Origin of the sequence: Salmonella sp. SAL00653, assembly GCF_046552515.1 — a bacterium.
GTDB lineage: Bacteria > Pseudomonadota > Gammaproteobacteria > Enterobacterales > Enterobacteriaceae > Salmonella > Salmonella enterica.
In genome coordinates, this window is the sequence record NZ_JBGDTY010000003.1 from 35,465 (window position 1) to 56,722 (window position 21,258).

Annotated in this window: 16 protein-coding genes and 1 pseudogene; 11 read left to right on the forward strand and 6 right to left on the reverse strand. The window is 51.7% G+C overall.

Annotated elements, in window-relative coordinates:
* Positions 1-58 precede the first annotated feature (58 nt).
* Complete coding sequence (locus ACLJRU_RS04810) at positions 59-1,108, reverse strand: YeiH family protein (protein WP_000137966.1); 1,050 nt, start codon at positions 1,106-1,108, stop codon at positions 59-61.
* Between the two features lie 120 nt (positions 1,109-1,228).
* Between ACLJRU_RS04810 and yieE the strand changes: the two genes are divergently transcribed.
* The 3 genes from yieE to cirA all read left to right on the forward strand — a co-directional run bounded on the left by yieE (position 1,229) and on the right by cirA (position 6,087).
* The gene (yieE, locus tag ACLJRU_RS04815; RefSeq protein WP_000548319.1) at positions 1,229-2,092 is read left to right on the forward strand and encodes a DNA-binding transcriptional regulator YeiE; all 864 of its coding nucleotides are present in this window, start codon (positions 1,229-1,231) and stop codon (positions 2,090-2,092) included.
* A gap of 189 nt (positions 2,093-2,281) precedes the next feature.
* Positions 2,282-3,751, forward strand: a complete 1,470-nt coding sequence (gene lysP / locus ACLJRU_RS04820) for a lysine-specific permease (protein ID WP_000535000.1) — start codon at positions 2,282-2,284, stop codon at positions 3,749-3,751.
* A 344-nt stretch (positions 3,752-4,095) separates the two neighbouring features.
* On the forward strand, positions 4,096-6,087 hold the full coding sequence (gene cirA, locus ACLJRU_RS04825) for a catecholate siderophore receptor CirA (RefSeq protein WP_038394016.1): 1,992 nt from the start codon (positions 4,096-4,098) through the stop codon (positions 6,085-6,087).
* 43 nt (positions 6,088-6,130) lie between these two features.
* Here the strand turns inward: cirA and ACLJRU_RS04830 are convergent, their stop codons facing one another.
* Together ACLJRU_RS04830 and serB are read right to left on the reverse strand one after the other, a co-directional pair.
* The gene (locus ACLJRU_RS04830; protein WP_001540451.1) at positions 6,131-7,453 is read right to left on the reverse strand and encodes an MFS transporter; all 1,323 of its coding nucleotides are present in this window, start codon (positions 7,451-7,453) and stop codon (positions 6,131-6,133) included.
* Positions 7,454-7,485: 32 nt separating this feature from the next.
* Positions 7,486-8,373 carry a phosphoserine phosphatase SerB gene (serB, locus tag ACLJRU_RS04835; RefSeq protein WP_023235069.1) on the reverse strand — a complete coding sequence of 296 codons (888 nt, stop codon included), beginning with the start codon at positions 8,371-8,373 and terminating at the stop codon, positions 7,486-7,488.
* Positions 8,374-8,589: 216 nt separating this feature from the next.
* On the opposite strand from serB, the gene ACLJRU_RS04840 reads away from it, so the two are divergent.
* On the forward strand, positions 8,590-9,957 hold the full coding sequence (locus ACLJRU_RS04840; RefSeq protein ID WP_001540449.1) for an L-serine ammonia-lyase: 1,368 nt from the start codon (positions 8,590-8,592) through the stop codon (positions 9,955-9,957).
* A 4-nt stretch (positions 9,958-9,961) separates the two neighbouring features.
* A complete protein-coding gene (locus ACLJRU_RS04845) occupies positions 9,962-10,351 on the forward strand; it encodes a helix-turn-helix domain-containing protein (RefSeq protein ID WP_000876817.1) in 390 nt (129 codons plus the stop codon).
* Here ACLJRU_RS04845 and fghA read toward each other — a convergent pair.
* On the reverse strand, positions 10,340-11,197 hold the full coding sequence (gene fghA, locus ACLJRU_RS04850) for an S-formylglutathione hydrolase (RefSeq protein WP_023235068.1): 858 nt from the start codon (positions 11,195-11,197) through the stop codon (positions 10,340-10,342). The genes ACLJRU_RS04845 and fghA overlap by 12 nt on opposite strands.
* Before the next feature lie 329 nt (positions 11,198-11,526).
* On the opposite strand from fghA, the gene folE reads away from it, so the two are divergent.
* From folE to mglC, 6 genes and pseudogenes are all read left to right on the forward strand, one after another.
* Positions 11,527-12,195, forward strand: coding sequence for a GTP cyclohydrolase I FolE (gene folE / locus ACLJRU_RS04855; RefSeq protein ID WP_001540445.1), 669 nt, complete (start codon positions 11,527-11,529; stop codon positions 12,193-12,195).
* A gap of 14 nt (positions 12,196-12,209) precedes the next feature.
* Positions 12,210-13,352, forward strand: a complete 1,143-nt coding sequence (yeiB, locus tag ACLJRU_RS04860) for a DUF418 domain-containing protein YeiB (protein ID WP_038394015.1) — start codon at positions 12,210-12,212, stop codon at positions 13,350-13,352.
* A gap of 149 nt (positions 13,353-13,501) precedes the next feature.
* A complete protein-coding gene (galS, locus tag ACLJRU_RS04865; RefSeq protein WP_023235067.1) occupies positions 13,502-14,524 on the forward strand; it encodes an HTH-type transcriptional regulator GalS in 1,023 nt (340 codons plus the stop codon).
* A gap of 498 nt (positions 14,525-15,022) precedes the next feature.
* Positions 15,023-16,021, forward strand: coding sequence for a galactose/glucose ABC transporter substrate-binding protein MglB (mglB, locus tag ACLJRU_RS04870; protein ID WP_001036945.1), 999 nt, complete (start codon positions 15,023-15,025; stop codon positions 16,019-16,021).
* 133 nt (positions 16,022-16,154) lie between these two features.
* Positions 16,155-17,672 (forward strand): annotated as a pseudogene (gene mglA, locus ACLJRU_RS04875) (galactose/methyl galactoside ABC transporter ATP-binding protein MglA).
* 15 nt (positions 17,673-17,687) lie between these two features.
* A complete protein-coding gene (gene mglC / locus ACLJRU_RS04880; protein ID WP_001275101.1) occupies positions 17,688-18,698 on the forward strand; it encodes a galactose/methyl galactoside ABC transporter permease MglC in 1,011 nt (336 codons plus the stop codon).
* Between the two features lie 74 nt (positions 18,699-18,772).
* Here the strand turns inward: mglC and preA are convergent, their stop codons facing one another.
* Positions 18,773-20,008, reverse strand: coding sequence for an NAD-dependent dihydropyrimidine dehydrogenase subunit PreA (gene preA / locus ACLJRU_RS04885; RefSeq protein ID WP_000956095.1), 1,236 nt, complete (start codon positions 20,006-20,008; stop codon positions 18,773-18,775).
* Positions 20,002-21,243: an NAD(P)-dependent oxidoreductase gene (locus ACLJRU_RS04890; protein ID WP_001136420.1), complete on the reverse strand. Its 1,242-nt coding sequence runs from the start codon at positions 21,241-21,243 to the stop codon at positions 20,002-20,004. Before ACLJRU_RS04890 ends, preA begins: the two co-directional genes overlap by 7 nt.
* Positions 21,244-21,258: the final 15 nt, after the last annotated feature.

The following is a 21,258-nucleotide window of genomic DNA, read 5'->3' on the forward strand; positions in this document are numbered from 1 at the left end:
GCTAACGGTTCATTACGAACGCTATGATAACGGGTTAACAGGCGTGAAACGTAATAATTTATGCGATAAGGCTATGGATTAGGACGTTAATGGCGCCACCGCCAATAATCAGCCAGGCGAATAGTGCCAGCGCCATCAGCAGCGGTTTCGCCCCCGCTTTTTTCAATGCGCTAACGTGAGTGGTCAGACCCAATGCCGCCATCGCCATCGCCAGCAGCACTGTGTCCAGCGTCACCAGCATATCCACCACGGCTTTCGGCAGCAGGTGGAAAGAGTTGAAGATCGCCACTACGATGAAGAAAATAGCAAACCACGGAATGGTAATTTTGCTTTTTTCCGCGCCGGTCGCCGGTGAAAGCTGTTTAACGCGTGCCGCCAGAATGATCAGGAACGGCGCCAGCATCATGACACGCAGCATCTTAGCGATAACTGCCGCATTTTCCGCATCCGGGCTAACGGCATGACCCGCTGCGACCACTTGCGCGACTTCATGCATGGTTGAGCCGATATAGATGCCGTAAGTTTCCGGGCTGAACCAGTGCGCCAGCAGCGGATACATTGCCGGGTAAAGGAAAATAGCGATGGTGCCGAAAATAACGACAGTCGCGACGGCTACAGTAACCTTACTGGCTTCCGCTTTTACCACCGGTTCTGTCGCCAGTACCGCCGCCGCGCCGCAGATACTGCTACCGGCGCCAATCAGCCAGCTGGTGTGCCTGTCCAGACCAAAGACTTTTTGGCCTAAGAAGCAGGCCAGCATGAACGTGCTGGAAAGCGTTAATACGTCAATCACAATACCGCTAATACCCACATCGGCGATTTGTGAAAAGGTAAGGCGGAAGCCGTAAAGGATAATCCCTAAACGCAGTAAATGTTGTTTTGCAAACAGCACGCCGCCGTCGCATTGTTTCCATATTTGTGGATAGACGGTATTCCCGATAACCATACCCAGCAGGATAGCCAGGGTCAGGGCGCTGAACCCCGCGCCTGCAACGGCAGGGATAGCGCCGCCCCACAGGGCGACTCCTGTAATGACGGCGCTCAGAGCGAGCCCCGGTATAAAATGCCACATTGTACGACGATGATTCTGCAAGGTGAGTTCTGTCATAACCTTCTCCTGTATATGGACAATAAGGTTACGGTGATCTGGTTTAAAAATAAAATTGATTATATATTTATAATTAATCTTTATAAGTGGTAAGTGAAACGCTATCGGTGGGATACGACTATGCATATTACGCTACGACAACTTGAAGTGTTTGCTGAAGTACTGAAAAGCGGTTCAACAACCCAGGCGTCGGTCATGCTGTCATTATCGCAGTCTGCCGTTAGCGCCGCGCTCACCGATCTGGAAGGTCAGCTCGGCGTACAGTTGTTTGATCGGGTGGGGAAACGGCTGGTGGTCAACGAACACGGGCGCTTGTTATACCCGCGCGCGCTGGCATTGCTGGAGCAAGCGGTAGAAATTGAGCAGCTATTTCGTGAAGATAACGGCGCGATACGGGTTTATGCCAGTAGCACCATCGGCAATTACATTTTACCCGCCATGATTGCCAGCTATCGCCAGCATTATCCGGCCTTGCCGCTGGAACTCAGCGTGGGAAACAGCCAGGACGTGATTAACGCGGTGCTGGATTTTCGGGTTGATATCGGCCTGATTGAAGGGCCGTGTCACAGTACAGAGATTATCTCTGAGCCGTGGCTGGAAGATGAGCTGGTGGTCTTTGCCGCGCCGTCCTCGCCGCTGACGCAGGGGCCGGTGACGCTGGAACAGCTTGCGGCATCCCCATGGATTTTACGCGAGCGCGGTTCCGGTACGCGGGAAATTGTCGATTATTTGCTGTTGTCGCATTTGCCGCGCTTTCATATGGCGATGGAGTTGGGGAATTCAGAAGCGATCAAACATGCGGTGCGTCATGGACTGGGGATAAGCTGTTTATCGCGCCGGGTGATTGCTGAACAACTCCAGGCGGGAACCCTGGGCGAAGTCGCGGTGCCGTTACCGCGCCTGGTGCGCACGTTGTGGCGTGTTCATCATCGGCAGAAACATCTTTCTAACGCGTTGCAGCGTTTTTTGAGTTACTGTGAATAAAGGTGAAGAGGAGGGCTGCCCGGGCGGCATCGCCATTTTTAGTATCCGCTTACGTATACGTTATTCTCTGCTTTACTTATAATCCGTGGCCGGTCATGAAGGTCTCTTATAACCGCGCATTTGTGTCGGAAGGATAGTATTTCGTCTGTTACAATCGCGCCTCATTTTTTGGATGGATAGCATTTTCACATGGGTTCCAAAACTAAAACCACAGAAGCGCCCGCGCTACGTCGCGAATTAAAGGCGCGTCACCTGACGATGATTGCCATTGGCGGCTCCATCGGGACAGGTCTTTTCGTTGCATCTGGTGCGACAATTTCTCAGGCGGGGCCAGGCGGCGCGCTGTTTTCTTATATTCTGATTGGTTTGATGGTCTACTTCCTGATGACCAGTCTTGGCGAGCTGGCGGCCTATATGCCAGTATCTGGCTCGTTTGCGACATATGGTCAGAACTATGTGGAAGAAGGCTTTGGTTTCGCGCTGGGCTGGAACTACTGGTACAACTGGGCGGTGACTATCGCTGTTGACCTGGTTGCCGCGCAATTGGTGATGGGCTGGTGGTTCCCGGACACGCCGGGCTGGATCTGGAGCGCGCTATTCCTCTGCGTCATTTTTTTGCTGAACTACATTTCTGTACGCGGTTTTGGCGAGGCGGAGTACTGGTTCTCGTTAATTAAAGTCGCGACCGTTATTATCTTCATCATCGTTGGCGTAGCGATGATTATCGGCATCTTTAAAGGTGTCGAGCCGGTCGGCTGGAGCAACTGGACGACGGGCGATGCGCCTTTCGCTGGCGGTTTTGCGGCAATGATTGGCGTCGCGATGATCGTGGGCTTCTCTTTCCAGGGAACCGAGCTGATTGGTATTGCCGCCGGGGAATCTGAAAACCCGGAGAAGAATATTCCGCGCGCGGTGCGTCAGGTATTCTGGCGTATTCTGCTGTTTTATGTTTTCGCGATTTTGATTATCAGCCTAATCATTCCTTATACCGATCCAAATCTGCTGCGTAACGACGTCAAAGACATTAGCGTCAGTCCGTTTACCTTAGTGTTCCAGCATGCGGGCTTGTTGTCTGCGGCGGCGATAATGAATGCGGTTATCCTGACGGCGGTACTGTCTGCGGGTAACTCCGGGATGTATGCCTCGACCCGTATGCTCTACACCCTGGCCTGTGACGGTAAGGCCCCGCGTATTTTTGCGAAATTGTCCCGCGGCGGCGTACCGCGCAATGCGCTTTATGCCACCACCGTGATTGCCGGTCTTTGCTTTTTGACCTCAATGTTCGGCAACCAGACGGTCTATCTGTGGCTGTTGAACACCTCCGGTATGACGGGCTTCATCGCCTGGCTGGGGATTGCCATTAGCCATTATCGCTTCCGTCGCGGTTACGTGTTACAAGGGTATGATGTGAATGATTTGCCGTACCGTTCCGGGTTCTTCCCGCTGGGGCCGATTTTCGCCTTTGTACTGTGCCTGATTATTACGTTGGGGCAGAACTATGAAGCGTTCCTGAAAGATACCATCGACTGGGGCGGCGTCGCGGCGACCTATATCGGTATTCCGCTGTTCCTGCTTATCTGGTTCGGCTACAAGCTGATAAAAGGTACGCATTTCGTGCGCTATAGCGAAATGCACTTCCCGGAACGCGTTAAAAAGTAACGCGGTATTCTCGTCATAGGCCGGATAGGCTTTATGCCGCTATCCGGCACGGACAGCCTGAACCTGACCCTTCTAACCCTCTCATTCGAGAGGGTTTTTTGTTTTTTCTTTATGATTGGTTCAAATGACATAATTATTAACAATTAAATTGATAATTATTATTGTTTGCTTTATCGTTACGCTCGAAATCAGAAAGGATGAAGATTCGGGCGCGACCGTCACTCATGAGCCCGACTCGCCTGCATAAAAAGAGTTCGCCGTGATAACCGTTATCGCAGGCGAAACGTAATGCGTTGTGAGCGATAACCGATTTTTTTGTCGTATTTACCTCATGGAGAAATGGAATGTTTAGGTTTAACCCTTTCGTTCGGGTAGGGCTTTGTATGTCCGCAGTTACGTTGGCTTGGCCGGTTGCCGCGGCAACGGATGATGGTGAAACCATGGTCGTTACCGCGTCCGCCATCGAACAAAATCTAAAAGATGCGCCAGCAAGTATCAGCGTCATTACCCAGCAAGATTTACAGCGCAGGCCCGTGCAAAACCTGAAAGATGTCCTGAAAGAGGTACCGGGCGTACAGCTCACTAACGAAGGGGATAACCGTAAAGGCGTGAGTATTCGTGGTCTGGACAGCAGTTATACGCTGATCCTGATCGACGGTAAGCGCGTTAACTCCCGTAACGCGGTCTTCCGCCATAATGATTTTGATCTGAACTGGATACCGGTTGACGCTATCGAATGCATTGAAGTGGTGCGTGGCCCCATGTCCTCGCTGTATGGTTCCGATGCGCTGGGCGGCGTGGTCAACATTATCACCAAAAAAATTGGTCAGAAATGGCACGGCAGCGTCACGGTTGACTCCACTATTCAGGAACATCGCGACCGTGGCGATACTTATAACGGTCAGTTCTTTACCAGCGGTCCGCTGATCGACGGCGTGCTGGGAATGAAAGCCTACGGTAGCCTGGCGAAACGCGAAAAAGACGAGCAGCAGAGTTCCGCCACCACCGCTACGGGTGAAACGCCGCGCATTGAAGGATTTACCAGCCGGGATGGAAATGTCGAGTTTGCCTGGACACCAAACGAAAATCATGACGTTACCGCAGGCTACGGTTTTGATCGCCAGGACCGGGACTCCGACTCGCTGGATAAAAACCGTCTGGAACGGCAAAACTATGCGTTGAGCCATAACGGTCGTTGGGATCTCGGCAATAGCGAGCTCAAGTTCTACGGCGAAAAGGTGGAAAACAAAAACCCCGGCAACAGTAGCCCTATCACGTCAGAAAGCAATTCGATTGACGGGAAATACGTTCTGCCGTTAGCGTCTGTCAACCAGTTCCTCACCTTCGGCGGCGAATGGCGTCACGATAAACTGAGCGATGCGGTGAACCTGACCGGCGGTTCCAGTACTAAAACCTCCGCCAGCCAGTATGCTCTGTTCCTTGAAGATGAGTGGCGCATCTTCGAACCGCTGGCGCTGACCACCGGTATTCGTATGGATGACCATGAAACCTATGGCGATCACTGGAGCCCGCGTGCTTATCTGGTCTATAACGCAACGGATACCCTGACGGTGAAAGGTGGGTGGGCCACGGCCTTTAAAGCGCCGTCGCTATTGCAATTAAGCCCGGACTGGGCGACCAACTCCTGCCGTGGCGGATGCCGTATTGTCGGTAGCCCGGATCTGAAACCTGAAACCAGTGAAAGCTGGGAGCTCGGCCTTTATTACCGGGGCGAAGAAGGCATACTGGAGGGCGTGGAAGCGAGCGTTACCACGTTCCGTAACGATGTGGACAATCGCATCAGCATTAGCCGTACCCCTGACGTTAACGCCGCGCCCGGCTATTCCAACTTTGTCGGCTTCGAAACCAACAGTCGGGGACAGCGCGTTCCGGTCTTCCGTTATTACAACGTGAATAAAGCACGTATTCAGGGTGTGGAAACCGAGTTGAAAGTTCCGTTTAACGAGGCGTGGAAACTGTCGTTGAATTACACCTATAACGACGGACGCGATGTCAGTAATGGCGGGAACAAGCCGCTTTCCGATCTGCCGTTCCACACCGCGAACGGTACGCTTGACTGGAAACCGGCGCAGCTTGAAGACTGGTCATTCTACGTATCAGGGAATTATACCGGACGTAAGCGGGCCGACAGCGCAACGGCGAAAACGCCGGGCGGGTACGTGGTCTGGGATACCGGCGCGGCATGGCAGGCGACGAAAAACGTTAAACTGCGTGCGGGCGTTCTGAACGTGGGCGATAAAGATCTCAAACGCGACGACTACGGTTATACCGAAGACGGACGTCGTTACTTTATGGCGGTGGATTACCGTTTCTGACAGAGACTGGCGACAGCCGCGTTTTGCCGCTGTCGCCAGAATGTTATAACCGATGCAGCCTGGAGAGCAGCGCCAGCGACAGAGTCGTTAGCAGAATGGCGATTAACGCATAGATATAAACGCCCGACCACGCCCAGCTATTTTTCACCATAATTACCGGCACACCGGCCATTGCCGCGCCGACATAGCTGAACAATCCCCGAAAGCCGGTAATCGATCCCGCCGCATCCTTATGGGTCACATCCAGACAGCCGACGGCAAAAAGCATATGCGGTCCGTATAAGGCGAAGCCCATGATGGTGAACAGAATCGCGGTGAGGGTGTAAGAGGTATCCTGAACCAGCGGCACCAGCACGATGCATATGCACAGCGCTAACGCGAAGATTAATCCGGTCATCCAGCGGTTACTTTTGAACATAAAGTCAGACAAGTAGCCTGCCAGCAACCCACCCGCCAGTCCGCCCGCCTCAAACCAGGAAATAATCGAGTTCGCTTTTATCAGGCTCCAGCCGTGAACCTGCGAATAGTAAATCTGCGGCCAGTCGTTAAGGATGGTGCGCGCAATATAAACCGACATATCACCGATAATAATGATCCATACCAGTGGATTGGTCAGGATATATTTCACAAAAATCTGCCAGAAGCTCAGGTTGACCGGGCTGGCCTTGACCTGGGCCAGTTCCGTCGGGTCGTTACGCCACTGCCCCACGTTGGGCAAACCTAACGTACCGGGACGATCTTTAATGGTAAATAGCGCCACTATCCCCATCAGCAGCGAAATGGCGCCGGGAACATAAAACCCCATTTTCCAGCTACCGCTAAAGGCGATAGCAAAACTGGTCAGCAGCGGCGCGAGGCTGCCGCCGATATTGTGCGCCGCTTCAACGATAGCCCACCAGCGCCCCCGTTCGTTTTTCGAAAACCACGAGGCCATAATTTTCGCCATCGGCGGAAAGCTGGTGCCCTGTAATATCGCGTTGAGGCTGTACAGTACGTAGAATGCTGCCACGCTATCGGAAAAACCGAACAGAATATTTACAATCCCCACGCCAATCAGCACCGGGCCGGTCATGGCTTTCGGGTTAATTTTATCGACCAGCATCCCGCCGACAAACTTCATCGCGCCATAAAGAATGTAAAAAATAGAAGACATAATGGCGAAGTCTTCTGCGGTCAGCGACGTTTCCGTCAGCATGGCCGGCATCGCGGCGGAGAAGTTTTTACGGGTAAGATAAAAGACGGCATAAGAGATAAAGACCGAGGCGATAATCTCAAAACGAAATTTTTTATAGGTCTGGTCTATCTCTTTTTTCTCTTTTTCAATCGGCTTATCGGGCTGGCTGAAAATAAATGTTTTTATACTCATTTTAAAATTCCCTTCCGGCGAGGTGAGTCGCGTTATAATTCATCTTCAATAAGAAAAAGAAGCAATTCGAAACCGTGATAATTAATCTGATGGTGGATTTTTTCCCGCACAACCGGCTTCGCTTTCCAGGCAATACCGGTGCCAGCATGTTCTAACATCGGCAGATCGTTGGCGCCATCGCCGCAGGCAATAATATTCTCCGTGGCAATATTTAACCGGGCAGCCAGGTCAACCAGCGTCTGTTTTTTGTTTGCGGCGTTCATAATCGGCAAGGTAATGTTATCCGTCAGAACGTTATCGCGTATTTCAACCGTATTCGAAAAGGCATAATCCAGTTGATACCGCGCTTTTAGACGCTGGGTGAATATATCCAGTCCCCCGGAGATAATCGCGGTTTTAAATCCTTTGGCCTTGATGACTGGCAGAATAGTTAACAGGTCTGGCGAAAGGGTCATGCGATCGCATACGGCGTTCAGCACTGCTTTCGGTGTGCCTTTCAACATTCCAATACGTCGGGTAAAACTGGCGTTAAAATCAAGCTTGCCCTCCATCGCCTGTTGGGTAATGGCGGTGATTTGCGTCGACATGCCAAGCTCGCGGGCAATTTCATCCACGCCTTCTTCCGCAATAAATGTCGAGTCCATATCAAACGCGATAATACCGTTAGCAGGCAGTGGCTGCGGCTTAATAAAAAAATCAAACTGCCATTGCAATGAGAGTTCGCGTAAATAGCGATAAAATTCAGGCGTCAGACGTTCCGCTGGCAGCGTAAGCTTTAAATAAGCGGTATTGATAAGCGCGGCATAACGTTTATCAAATAATAGCGGAAACGGCATGGTGACGGCATTAAATAACGTTTCCTGTAATTTCTTCTGAAACGTATCGATATCCTGTGTAGTAATAAAATAAATAATGCTCATATGATAACTCCCTTAATTTACGGGTATTATAATGGCTCTTTTGCGGCGTGGAATCTCGTGCTATCACAGATATCACAGCCAGAAAAGGGCTAAAAAAGCGTTGTTTTTGATACCAGGTAAAGTTCAGACACAAAAGGTATCACTTTTGATATGCCAACTGTGCGAGGATGTTATTTATTACTGAACGCGAATGACACTGAAAGGATTGGTATAACGATGGAGAGTTGCCTTGATATATTCAAAATAGTAATAGGTCCATCCAGCTCACGTACCGTAGGGCCGATGCGCGCCGCCTGTCACTTTATTTCATTGCTCAGAGAACAAGAGACGTTGCCGCTAATTCGGGAAATTGAAATCGAGCTGTATGGCGCGTTATCGTTAAGCCGCAAGTGCCACAATGTGGATACCGCCCTTTATCTTGGGCTACTGGGTTGCCAGCCGGAGAATGTCGATCTCCGTTCGCATATGGCGGTGATTAAGCGTGCGGAAAATGAAAACAAAATCGAACTCCCGCTCTCCGACGCGGGCGGAATCACGATAAAAGTCAAGATTATCGCCAATCACCAGGCGCATCCAGGCCATCCTTATGCCATGACGTTTCGCGCCAGAGATGATTATTTCACGGTGTATGAAGAGACCTGGTTTTCGACCGGCGCCGGGCAGGTCCGCAAACATGGCGAGCCGCTGACGCCATCGCTTCCTTTGCGTACAGTGTCGCCCTTTGAATTTAGTCATGCCGCGCAGTTGCTGGCGCTGTGTCGGCGTAACGGCCTGTCCGTGGCGGCGCTGATGATGAAAAATGAGCTGTGCCGCCACTCGCCACAGACGTTGCAGAATTATCTGGCGCAAATATGGGACGTGATGCAGCAGGCGGTTTATCGCGGCCTGCATACTGAGGGGGTATTACCCGGCCCCTATCAGGTACCGCGGCGCGCCTGTGCGTTACATAAGACGTTACAGGCTAACCGCTCCGCCAGCGATTTTTTAACCGCGCTGAACTGGGTCAATGCCTTCGCGATTGCGGTAAGCGAAGAAAATGCCAGCGGCGGACAGATTGTTACCGCGCCAACCAATGGCGCGTGCGGCATCATTCCGGCAGCGCTCTGCTGGTATGATAAATTTGTCACGCCGCTGGAGCCCGGTGCTCTGACCCGTTTCTTCCTGGCCGCCGCCGCTATCGCGATATTGTTTAAACAAAACGCCTCTATTCTGGGATCTGAAGTGGGCTGTCAGGGGGAAATCGGCGTGGCGTGCTCAATGGCGGCGGCGGGCCTGGCTGAACTGATGGGCGCATCCGTGGAGCAAACGCTGAGCGCCGCTGAAATTGCCATGGAACATCATCTGGGATTGACCTGCGATCCGCTGGGCGGGCAGGTACAAATTCCCTGCATAGAGAGAAATGCCATCTCTGCCGTGAAAGCGATAAACGCGGCGACGATGGCGATGAGTCGCGTAAGCGAACCCTGTATTTCGCTCGATGAGATCATTGCTGCGATGTACGAGACCGGTAAAGACATGAGCGCTAAATACCGTGAAACGTATCATGGTTCGCTGGGGAAAATTCAGCCGCGCAAGAGAGGGTAACAGCGTGAAATACAATACGATGAATAACGACGAGATTATCCTGTCGTTGTGCGCCCGCTTAAAGGAGACGCGTCTGTCTCTTTCGATGACCCAGCAGCAGCTTGCCGATCGCGCGCACGTTGGCATTGCCACCATCAAGCGTATCGAGAAGGGGGGAGGGCTCAATCTTGATACGTTAATTTCTCTCCTGCGGGCGCTGGATAAGTTGCATAATCTTGATGCGGTGCTGTTTGAATCCGAGCTGCGTAATTTTCACGAAAGTTATGAAGGCGGAGAGGGCAGCGGCCGCCTTCAGGTACGCCAGCAGGCCGCGGATTTAAATAATAAATCTTCCGCGCCGCAGTCGGAGGAGGTGAATTACAGCGCGGCGCTGGAAAATTCATTATGTTGGTGACGTCTCACGCTCGTCCCGTAAATACCGGGCATGAAAGCGCAGATGGTCCTCGATGAAGGACGCAATAAAATAATAGCTATGATCGTAGCCAGGCTGGATTCGTAGCGTCATCGGCCAGGCGGTTTGCCGCGCGGCTTCCGCCAGTACGGCGGGCTGAAGCTGATCGGCGAGGAATTGATCGCTGTCGCCCTGATCGATGAGCACAGGAATGGCGTCCTGCGGCTGGCTGGCCAGCATTAATTCGCAGCTATCCCAATCAGTCCAGGCTGATTCATCTTCGCCGAGATAAGCGGTAAGCGCTTTGATTCCCCACGGCACGCGGCTGGGGTTGACGATAGGCGCAAAAGCAGAGACGCTGGTGTATTTACCCGGATTTTTCAGCGCCATGATTAATGCGCCGTGGCCGCCCATCGAGTGCCCGCTGATGGCGCAACGGTCGCTGACGTTAAACTGTGTCTGGATAAGCGCCGGAAGTTCATCGCGCAGGTAATCGTACATGCGATAATGGCTGGCCCAGGGCGGCTGTGTGGCATTGAGATAAAACCCGGCGCCGTGGCCTAAATCGTATCCGCTATCGTCGGCGACCTGTTCACCGCGTGGACTGGTATCCGGCATCACCAATACAATGTCCAGTTCTGCTGCGATACGCTGCGCGCCTGCTTTGGTGGTAAAATTCTCATCATTGCAGGTCAACCCGGACAACCAGTACAGTACCGGAGGCGGTTCATTATCCTGAGTCGGCGGAAGAAAAATGCTGAATGTCATGGCGCAGTTTAGCGTGGCGGCATGATGACGCCAGCGCTGCTGCCAGCCGCCAAAACATCGGTGCTCTTCGAGCATTTCCATGCGGGGGCTCCTTTTATGGTGAACCTGATAAGGTATGCAGATTCTTCATAATACAGATTATTCACCGCGTTGTGAGTAACTTTCACTTCCGTAATACATAAACATGCTACATCATTTAAATAACGTTGCGTTAACAAATATGCCCTTTGTCCTGCCAGCATTCTCGCACCGGAAAAGATGTCATGAAAGGCAGCGACAATTTCAACAATTATGGGCGTGAATACTGGATTATGTGCGCCACCTCACGCACAATAATCGCACTGTCACAATATTGACAAACTTTGCCCCATGCAGGGCAGAGGCGCCACACCTGCAGGAGAACACGATTAATGCCATCACTCAGTAAAGAAGCGGCCCTGGTTCATGACGCGCTGGTTGCCCGGGGGCTGGAAACGCCGCTGCGCCCGCCTATGGATGAACTGGATAATGAAACGCGAAAAAGCCTTATCGCAGGGCATATGACTGAGATTATGCAGTTGCTGAATCTCGATTTGAGCGATGACAGTCTGATGGAAACGCCGCATCGTATCGCTAAGATGTACGTTGACGAGATTTTCGCCGGCCTCGACTATGCTAATTTCCCGAAAATTACCCTCATTGAAAATAAAATGAAGGTGGATGAAATGGTCACCGTCCGCGATATCACGCTGACCAGCACCTGTGAACATCACTTTGTGACCATTGATGGCAAAGCGACCGTCGCGTATATCCCCAAAGATTCCGTGATCGGCCTGTCGAAAATTAACCGCATCGTGCAATTCTTCGCCCAGCGTCCGCAGGTTCAGGAACGTTTGACCCAACAAATTCTGACGGTGCTGCAAACCTTGCTCGGCACCAATAATGTAGCGGTATCGATTGATGCGGTGCATTACTGCGTGAAAGCGCGCGGTATTCGTGACGCAACCAGCGCCACGACGACGACGTCGCTGGGCGGATTGTTTAAGTCCAGCCAGAATACGCGCCAGGAGTTTCTGCGTGCCGTTCGCCATCATCCATGATTAAGGCGGAGACGATGGAACGTAATGTCACGCTGGATTTTGTACGTGGCGTCGCTATCCTCGGTATCCTGCTTCTTAACATTAGCGCCTTTGGATTGCCGAAGGCGGCTTATCTCAATCCCGCCTGGTACGGCGCGATCGTTCCCGAAGACGCCTGGTCCTGGGCGATTCTCGATATTGTGGCGCAGGCTAAGTTTCTTACTCTGTTCGCGTTGTTGTTTGGCGCGGGGCTACAAATGCTGCTTCCGCGTGGTAAACAGTGGATTCAGTCGCGCTTAACGCTATTGGTACTGTTAGGTTTTATCCATGCGTTATTCTTTTGGGACGGCGACATTCTGCTGGCCTACGGTCTGGTCGGGTTAATTTGCTGGCGACAGGTACGCGACGCGCCTTCGGTAAAAAGCCTGTTCAATACTGGCATACTCCTTTATCTGGTCGGGATTGGCGTGCTACTGCTGCTGGGCGTGGTATCGAGTAGCGAAACCAGCCGCGCCTGGACGCCGGATGCGTCGGCAATATTGTATGAAAAATACTGGAAGCTGAATGGCGGCATGGAGGCTATCAGCAACCGGGCAGAGATGCTGTCGAATAGTTTACTGGCGCTCGGCGCGCAGTATGGCTGGCAACTGGCGGGTATGATGCTGCTGGGCGCCGCGCTAATGCGTAGCGGCTGGCTGAAAGGTCAGTACAGTCTGCGGCACTATCGCCGTACCGGGGCTCTGCTGGTGGCGTTAGGGCTAATGATCAACCTGCCTGCGGTCATCTTACAATGGCGGCTGGACTGGGCGTACCGCTGGTGCGCCTTCTTATTGCAGGCGCCGCGCGAACTGAGCGCGCCGTTGCAAACGCTGGGCTATGCCGCGCTGATGTTTGGCTTCTGGCCGCAGCTTAGCCGATGCAGACTGACGCTTGCCATTGCCTGCGTAGGGCGAATGGCGCTGACCAATTATCTGCTGCAGACGATCATCTGTACCACGCTGTTTTATCAGTTTGGCTTATTTATGGAATTCAATCGGCTGGAACTCTTGTTCTTTGTCGTTCCGGTATGGGCAATAAACCTTCTCTTTTCCGTCATCTGGCTACGTTTCTGGCGACAGGGACCGGTCGAGTGGTTATGGCGTCAACTCACGTTGCGCGCGTCAGGATCGCTCAGATAACGATCTGGATCACATTCATTAACAAAATGGCTGTAACCGTTTCCATCCCTGTGATGTTTCTCACGCAGCCCTGGGCAGGGTGCTGACAAAATAGCCGCCTGCTAACGGGGCATTTGTGAGCATTTTTGAACTCAAACAGGGCAGTGAATATGATCACCATTCGTGATGTAGCGCGCCAGGCTGGCGTGTTTGTAGCGACCGTTTCCCGCGTACTGAATAACAGCGCGTTGGTCAGTCCCGACACCCGTGACGCCGTTATGCAGGCCGTCACCCTGCTGGGATATCGGCCAAATGCGAATGCGCAAGCGCTGGCCACCCAGGTGAGCGATACCATCGGCGTCGTGGTCATGGATGTTTCCGATGCCTTTTTCGGCGCTCTGGTGAAAGCCGTAGATCTGGTCGCGCAGCAGCACCAGAAATATGTTCTCATTGGCAACAGTTATCATGAGGCGGAAAAAGAGCGCCATGCGATTGAAGTCTTGATCCGTCAGCGTTGTAACGCATTGATTGTTCACTCAAAAGCCTTAACCGATCGCGAGCTGAGCGACTTTATGGATCAGATCCCCGGTATGGTGCTGATTAACCGTATCGTGCCGGGTTATGCGCATCGTTGTGTTTGTCTCGACAATGTGAGCGGCGCCAGAATGGCTACCCGAATGTTGCTGAATAATGGACATCAACGCATCGGCTACCTGGCCTCCAGCCACCGTATTGAAGATGACGCGATGCGCAGAGAAGGGTGGTTACACGCGCTGCAAGAGCAGGGGATTGCTGCGTCGGAGAGCTGGATAGGCACCGGCACGCCGGACATGCAGGGCGGCGAGTCGGCAATGGTTGAGTTGCTGGGACGCAATCTGCAACTGACGGCGGTATTTGCCTATAACGATAACATGGCGGCGGGCGCGCTGACGGCGTTAAAAGATAACGGCATCGCCATTCCCTTGCATCTGTCTGTCATCGGTTTCGACGATATCCCTATTGCTCGTTATACCGATCCTCAGTTGACTACCGTGCGCTATCCTATTGCTTCTATGGCGAAAATCGCGACCGAGCTGGCGTTACAGGGGGCTGCAGGCACGCTGGATATCACGGCGACGCACTGCTTTATGCCGACCTTGGTGCGGCGCCATTCGGTGGCGTGGCGACAGAATGCGGTACTGATCACTAACTGATTACGCCCCGCATGTAACCGTTTTCAATCTGTGAGTAAATTCACAGTTTATTAACATTGTGATAGCTATGATGACAACGTTTGTCGCACTGTAACTAATGTGTAACAATTAGTTGTCAGTTTTGCTGGGGTATTTCGCTTATAAAAACCGTTATCACAATATCCCGCGACTACCGGACAAAAATAAAGAGTTGAATAAGAGCCTATCCCATTAGGGCTATTTTACTTGCCATTTTGGACCTGGGCAGTGCTCGCCAAAACGCGTTAGCGTTTTGAACGCCGCTAGCGGCGGCTCGAAGGGCGAGCGTAGCGAGTCAAACCTCACGTACTACGTGTACGCTCCGGTTTTTGCGCGCTGTCCGTGTCCAAACTGGCTGCGCCAATAACGCCTGGTGAGATAGGCTCTAAATACGCTTCGGCGTTCAGTAACACGCGTTAATGTGCTGAACAGCCGGGCATTTTTTTACGCTATACCCTACATAATAAAACCGGAGCTACCATGAATAAGAAGGTACTGACCCTTTCTGCCGTGATGGCAAGTCTGTTATTCGGCGCGCACGCGCACGCGGCTGATACTCGTATTGGCGTGACGATTTATAAATATGACGATAACTTTATGTCCGTGGTGCGTAAGGCTATTGAAAAAGATGGCAAATCCGCGCCGGATGTTCAGCTACTGATGAATGACTCGCAAAACGATCAGTCCAAACAGAATGATCAAATTGACGTTTTATTGGCGAAAGGGGTTAAAGCTCTGGCGATTAACCTGGTCGACCCGGCAGCCGCTGGTACGGTGATTGAGAAAGCGCGCGGGCAAAATGTGCCGGTGGTGTTCTTTAACAAAGAGCCTTCCCGCAAAGCGCTGGACAGCTATGACAAGGCGTATTATGTCGGGACTGACTCTAAAGAATCCGGTGTGATTCAGGGCGACTTGATTGCCAAACACTGGCAGGCGAATCAGGGTTGGGATCTGAATAAAGACGGTAAAATTCAGTATGTTCTGCTGAAAGGCGAGCCGGGGCACCCGGATGCTGAAGCCCGTACGACGTATGTGGTGAAAGAGTTAAATGATAAAGGTATTCAGACCGAGCAACTGGCGTTAGACACCGCCATGTGGGATACCGCGCAGGCAAAAGATAAGATGGATGCCTGGCTATCTGGCCCGAACGCTAACAAGATTGAAGTGGTTATCGCGAATAACGATGCGATGGCGATGGGCGCGGTAGAGGCGCTGAAAGCGCATAATAAATCGTCGGTTCCGGTCTTTGGCGTCGATGCGTTACCGGAAGCTCTGGCGCTGGTGAAGTCGGGCGCGATGGCCGGTACGGTACTGAATGACGCCAACAATCAGGCGAAAGCGACATTCGATCTGGCGAAAAACCTCGCCGAAGGCAAGGGCGCGGCTGACGGCACCACCTGGAAGATTGAGAACAAAATCGTGCGCGTGCCTTATGTCGGCGTGGACAAAGACAATCTGAGCGAATTTACCCAAAAATAACTTTTCCGTCTGTGGGCGCAATTTTGTTGCGCCCTGAAACCGTGGAAGGGTGACGCGCCGCAGACCGGATAACGTATTTCTTTTGCCATCCGGCGCGGATAGTCATAATTAAAAAGGCCGACAGGGTATCATTATGGGCAGCACGATTTCTCCGTCGTCGGGTGAATATTTGTTGGAAATGCGTGGCATTAACAAATCATTTCCCGGCGTGAAAGCGCTTGATAATGTCAACTTAAACGTTCGTCCGCACTCTATTCATGCATTAATGGGCGAAAACGGCGCAGGCAAATCAACATTATTAAAATGTCTTTTCGGTATTTACCAAAAAGATTCCGGCAGCATTGTATTTCAGGGAAAAGAAGTGGACTTCCATTCGGCGAAAGAAGCGCTGGAGAATGGGATTTCGATGGTACACCAGGAGTTAAACCTGGTATTACAACGTTCGGTCATGGATAACATGTGGCTGGGACGTTATCCCACCAAAGGTATGTTTGTCGACCAGGATAAAATGTACCAGGATACCAATGCGATATTTGATGAGCTGGATATCGATATTGACCCGCGCGCGCGTAGGAACGTTATCCGTTTCGCAAATGCAGATGATCGAAATTGCGAAGGCGTTTTCCTATAACGCTAAGATCGTTATTATGGATGAACCGACCTCATCGCTAACTGAGAAAGAGGTTAATCATCTGTTCACCATTATTCGCAAGCTGAAAGAACGCGGCTGCGGCATTGTTTATATCTCGCATAAAATGGAAGAAATTTTTCAATTGTGCGATGAAATTACTATCTTGCGCGACGGTCAGTGGATTGCCACCCAGCCGCTGGAAGGGCTGGATATGGATAAGATCATTGCGATGATGGTCGGGCGTTCCCTGAACCAGCGCTTCCCGGATAAAGAAAATAAGCCGGGCGACGTGATTCTGGAGTACGTAACCTGACCTCGCTGCGCCAGCCTTCCATTCGCGATGTCTCCTTTGATTTGCACAAGGGCGAAATTCTGGGCATTGCCGGTCTGGTTGGGGCAAAGCGTACCGATATCGTCGAAGCGCTGTTTGGCATTCGTGAGAAGTCGTCCGGGACAATCACTTTACATGGCAAGAAAATTAATAATCACACTGCGAACGAAGCGATTAACCACGGTTTTGCGCTGGTGACGGAAGAGCGTCGTTCCACCGGAATTTACGCCTATCTGGATATCGGATTTAACTCATTAATTTCGAATATCCGTAATTATAAAAATAAAGTGGGGTTACTGGATAATTCCCGGATGAAAAGCGACACCCAATGGGTCATTGATTCCATGCGGGTAAAAACGCCGGGGCATCGCACGCAAATTGGTTCACTTTCCGGCGGCAATCAGCAAAAGGTGATCATTGGTCGCTGGCTATTAACGCAGCCGGAAATATTAATGCTGGACGAACCGACCCGCGGCATTGATGTCGGCGCAAAATTTGAAATTTATCAGCTTATTGCGGAACTGGCGAAAAAAGGCAAGGGGATCATCATTATCTCTTCTGAAATGCCGGAGCTGTTAGGGATTACCGATCGTATCCTGGTGATGAGTAACGGTCTCGTTTCCGGCATTGTCGATACTAAAACAACAACGCAAAACGAAATTTTGCGTCTTGCTTCTTTGCACCTTTAAGATCAGGGGCTCCTTATGAGTGCGTTAAACAAGAAAAGCTTTTTGACCTGGCTGAAAGAGGGCGGAATTTACGTCGTTCTTTTAGTGCTGCTGGCGATTATTATTTTCCAGGACCCGACTTTTTTAAGTTTGCTGAATTTAAGTAATATTCTGACGCAATCTTCGGTACGTATTATTATCGCGCTGGGCGTGGCGGGACTCATCGTCACCCAGGGGACAGACCTGTCGGCGGGGCGTCAGGTAGGGCTGGCGGCGGTTGTGGCGGCAACATTACTGCAATCAATGGAAAACGCCAACAAAGTGTTTCCGGAAATGGCGACCATGCCGATTGCGCTGGTCATCCTGATTGTCTGCGCGATTGGCGCGGTGATTGGCCTGGTGAACGGCATCATCATTGCTTACCTGAACGTGACGCCGTTTATTACCACGCTTGGCACGATGATTATCGTTTATGGGATCAACTCCCTTTACTATGACTTTGTCGGCGCTTCGCCCATTTCCGGCTTTGACAGCGGCTTTTCCACCTTTGCGCAGGGCTTTGTGGCGATGGGCAGTTTCCGGCTCTCCTACATCACCTTTTACGCTCTGATTGCGGTAGCGTTTGTCTGGGTGCTGTGGAATAAGACCCGCTTTGGTAAAAACATTTTTGCTATTGGCGGCAACCCGGAAGCGGCGAAAGTTTCTGGCGTAAACGTGGCGCTGAACCTGCTGATGATTTATGCGCTCTCCGGCGTGTTTTATGCCTTCGGCGGCTTACTGGAAGCAGGGCGTATTGGTTCTGCCACCAATAACCTCGGCTTTATGTATGAACTGGATGCGATTGCCGCGTGCGTGGTCGGGGGCGTATCGTTTAGCGGCGGAGTGGGTACGGTCTTCGGCGTGGTGACCGGCGTCATTATCTTTACCGTCATCAACTACGGCCTGACCTATATCGGGGTAAACCCGTACTGGCAGTACATTATCAAAGGCGGCATTATCATTTTCGCCGTGGCGCTGGACTCGCTGAAATACGCGCGTAAGAAGTAGTTATCCAGACCTATTGCCTTGCTTATCAGATAACCCGGCGCAGCGAAACTGCGCGCCGGGCTTCATACCGCGAGCTACAGCGTTAACGCGTGCTCTTTTTCGCCTTTTTTAAATTTGACCTCGCCTAAATCAATACAGGCGACCGGGCAGACATGACCGCACAGCAGACAACCGACGCATTTTTCCGTATTGCAATGCGGCGTGCGGCTGTGTTCATCCCACTCCATCGCCTGATGACCGCCGTCATAGCAGGAGATATAGCAACGTCCGCAGCCGACGCATTTCTCCTGATTAATCCGCGGATAGACGATATAGCTGCGATCCAGGTCTTCCGCCGGGATAATATTGCCATTCGCCAGCCCGATCATCTCCTGTAATGAGGCAAATCCCTGATCGGCCAGATAGTGGCTGAGGCCGCTCGCCATATCTTCTACAATGCGGTAACCGTATTGCATAATGCCTGTCGTCACCTGTAGGGTCGCCGCGCCCAGCAGCAGAAATTCGGCAGCGTCTTCCCAGGTTTCAATGCCGCCGATACCGCTAATCGGGAAATCGCGCAGCTCAGGGTGCATTCGCAACTGCTGGATAAAACGCAGCGCAATGGGTTTCACCGCTTTTCCTGAATAACCGGAGATACTGGATTTACCGTTAACCACCGGCATCCCGATTTTGCGGTTCAGGTCGATGTTAGTAATGGATTTCACGGTGTTGATGGTGGCGATACCGTCGGCCCCGCCGCGTTTGGCGGCCAGCGCGACTTCACACATATCGCCAATATTCGGCGTCATTTTCGCCAGCATTGGCAAAGATGAACCGCGTTTTACGGCGCGGCAGTATTTTTCAACCAGTTCCGGGCTTTGCCCTACATCGCTTCCCATGGCGTGCGAGGTCATCTGCGGGCAAGAGAAGTTACACTCAATCATATCCGCGCCGGCTTCTTCAACCAGACGCGCCAGTTCCTGCCACTGCTGCTCATTTTCCCCCATGATGGAAGCAATCAGCACCTTATCCGGATAATCCTGTTTTAGCCGTCGAATGGCGGCCAGATTCTCTTCCAGCGGATGCTCAGCAATTTGCTCCATGTTTTTGAAACCAATAAAACCGGTATCTTCTTTCGTCAGGTGATCAAAACGTGGAGAGACTTCGTTGGCAATAAAAAAACCAATGGTTTTAAAAACGATCCCGCCCCAGCCGGTATCATAGGCTTTGGCGCACATCTCATAACAATTGCCTACCGGAGAAGAAGAAAGACAAAACGGATTGGGAAACTTAACGCCGCAAAAGGTAACAGACAAATCTTTTGTTAACATGAGCAGGCCTCCTCTAAATAATGATGAATGGCCTGAGCGGCTTCTTTTCCGGTTTTTACCGCATAAACGACGGTCTTATCACCTTTAACAATATCGCCAGCGGCAAAGATCGCCGGGTCGTCGGTTTGATAATTATGCGTGTCGATAATATTATGCTGCGCTTTTATCTCCGCAAAGGTATCCAGTCGCGCGTGCTGCCCCACGGCCAAAATAATATTTTCCGCTTCCAGCGTCAGTTCTCCTGAGTGGCGTACATGGTGGAAGGTCACTTTATTTCCGCTGACGGCGACAGGCGTAAAGCCATCAATAATTGATACGCCTAATGCCTGAGTGCTGGTAAATTCTTTTTCGCTGGCGGGAAATTGGGCTAATTCTTCCCGCGCCACGCAGGTGACGGAAGGGCAGCCGAGAATTTTTAACGTACTGGCGACATCCATCGCTACGTCGCCGCCGCCAATAATTAATGCACTACGCGGAACGCTAATATCGCCGTCGGCCTGACGGGCGCGCTGTAAAAAATCAACGGCAATCTCTACGTGACTGGCTTGCTCAAATAACGGTAAATCAGAGCCACAGGACATCCCGACGGTCATCAGCACGGCGCGATATTCGGCTTTGAGTTGCGCAAGCGATAGCGACCCGCCCACGTCACAATTACATTTAATATTGACGCCCATTTCTACAATGCGGGCAATTTCCTGATCGAGTACGCTTTGCGGCAGACGAAATGCCGGGATGCCGTGACGCAGCCATCCGCCGGGCTGCGGCTGTTTTTCGTAAATGGTGACGTCATAGCCTAAATGTGTGAGCGTCACGCTTGCCTGCAAACCTGCCGGACCCGCGCCAATAATCGCGACTTTCCCGCGTGTTTTACTCCCGGGCTGATAAATCTGCATGGCAGTCTGCTGTTCAAAATCGGTAATAAAACGTTGCAGGCGTGCAATATCAATAGGTTTATCTATTCCGGAACGTGTACATCCGCGCTGGCATAATTTTTCCGTCGGACAGACTCTGGCGCAGACAGCACCAAGCGCATTATTTTCCCGGATAGTTTCCGCTGCGCCTTTAAAATTGCGAAAGTAAATAGAACGAATAAATTTCCCCGGATCGGTTTGCGCCGGGCAATCCTGACTACAGGGCGCATCGTGACATAATAAACAACGTGAAGCCTCTTTTATTGCCAGTAATGGCGTAAAACCAGGCGTGAGTTCATCCAGATAATTTTGTTGCGGCATATAATCTTCCTTAAT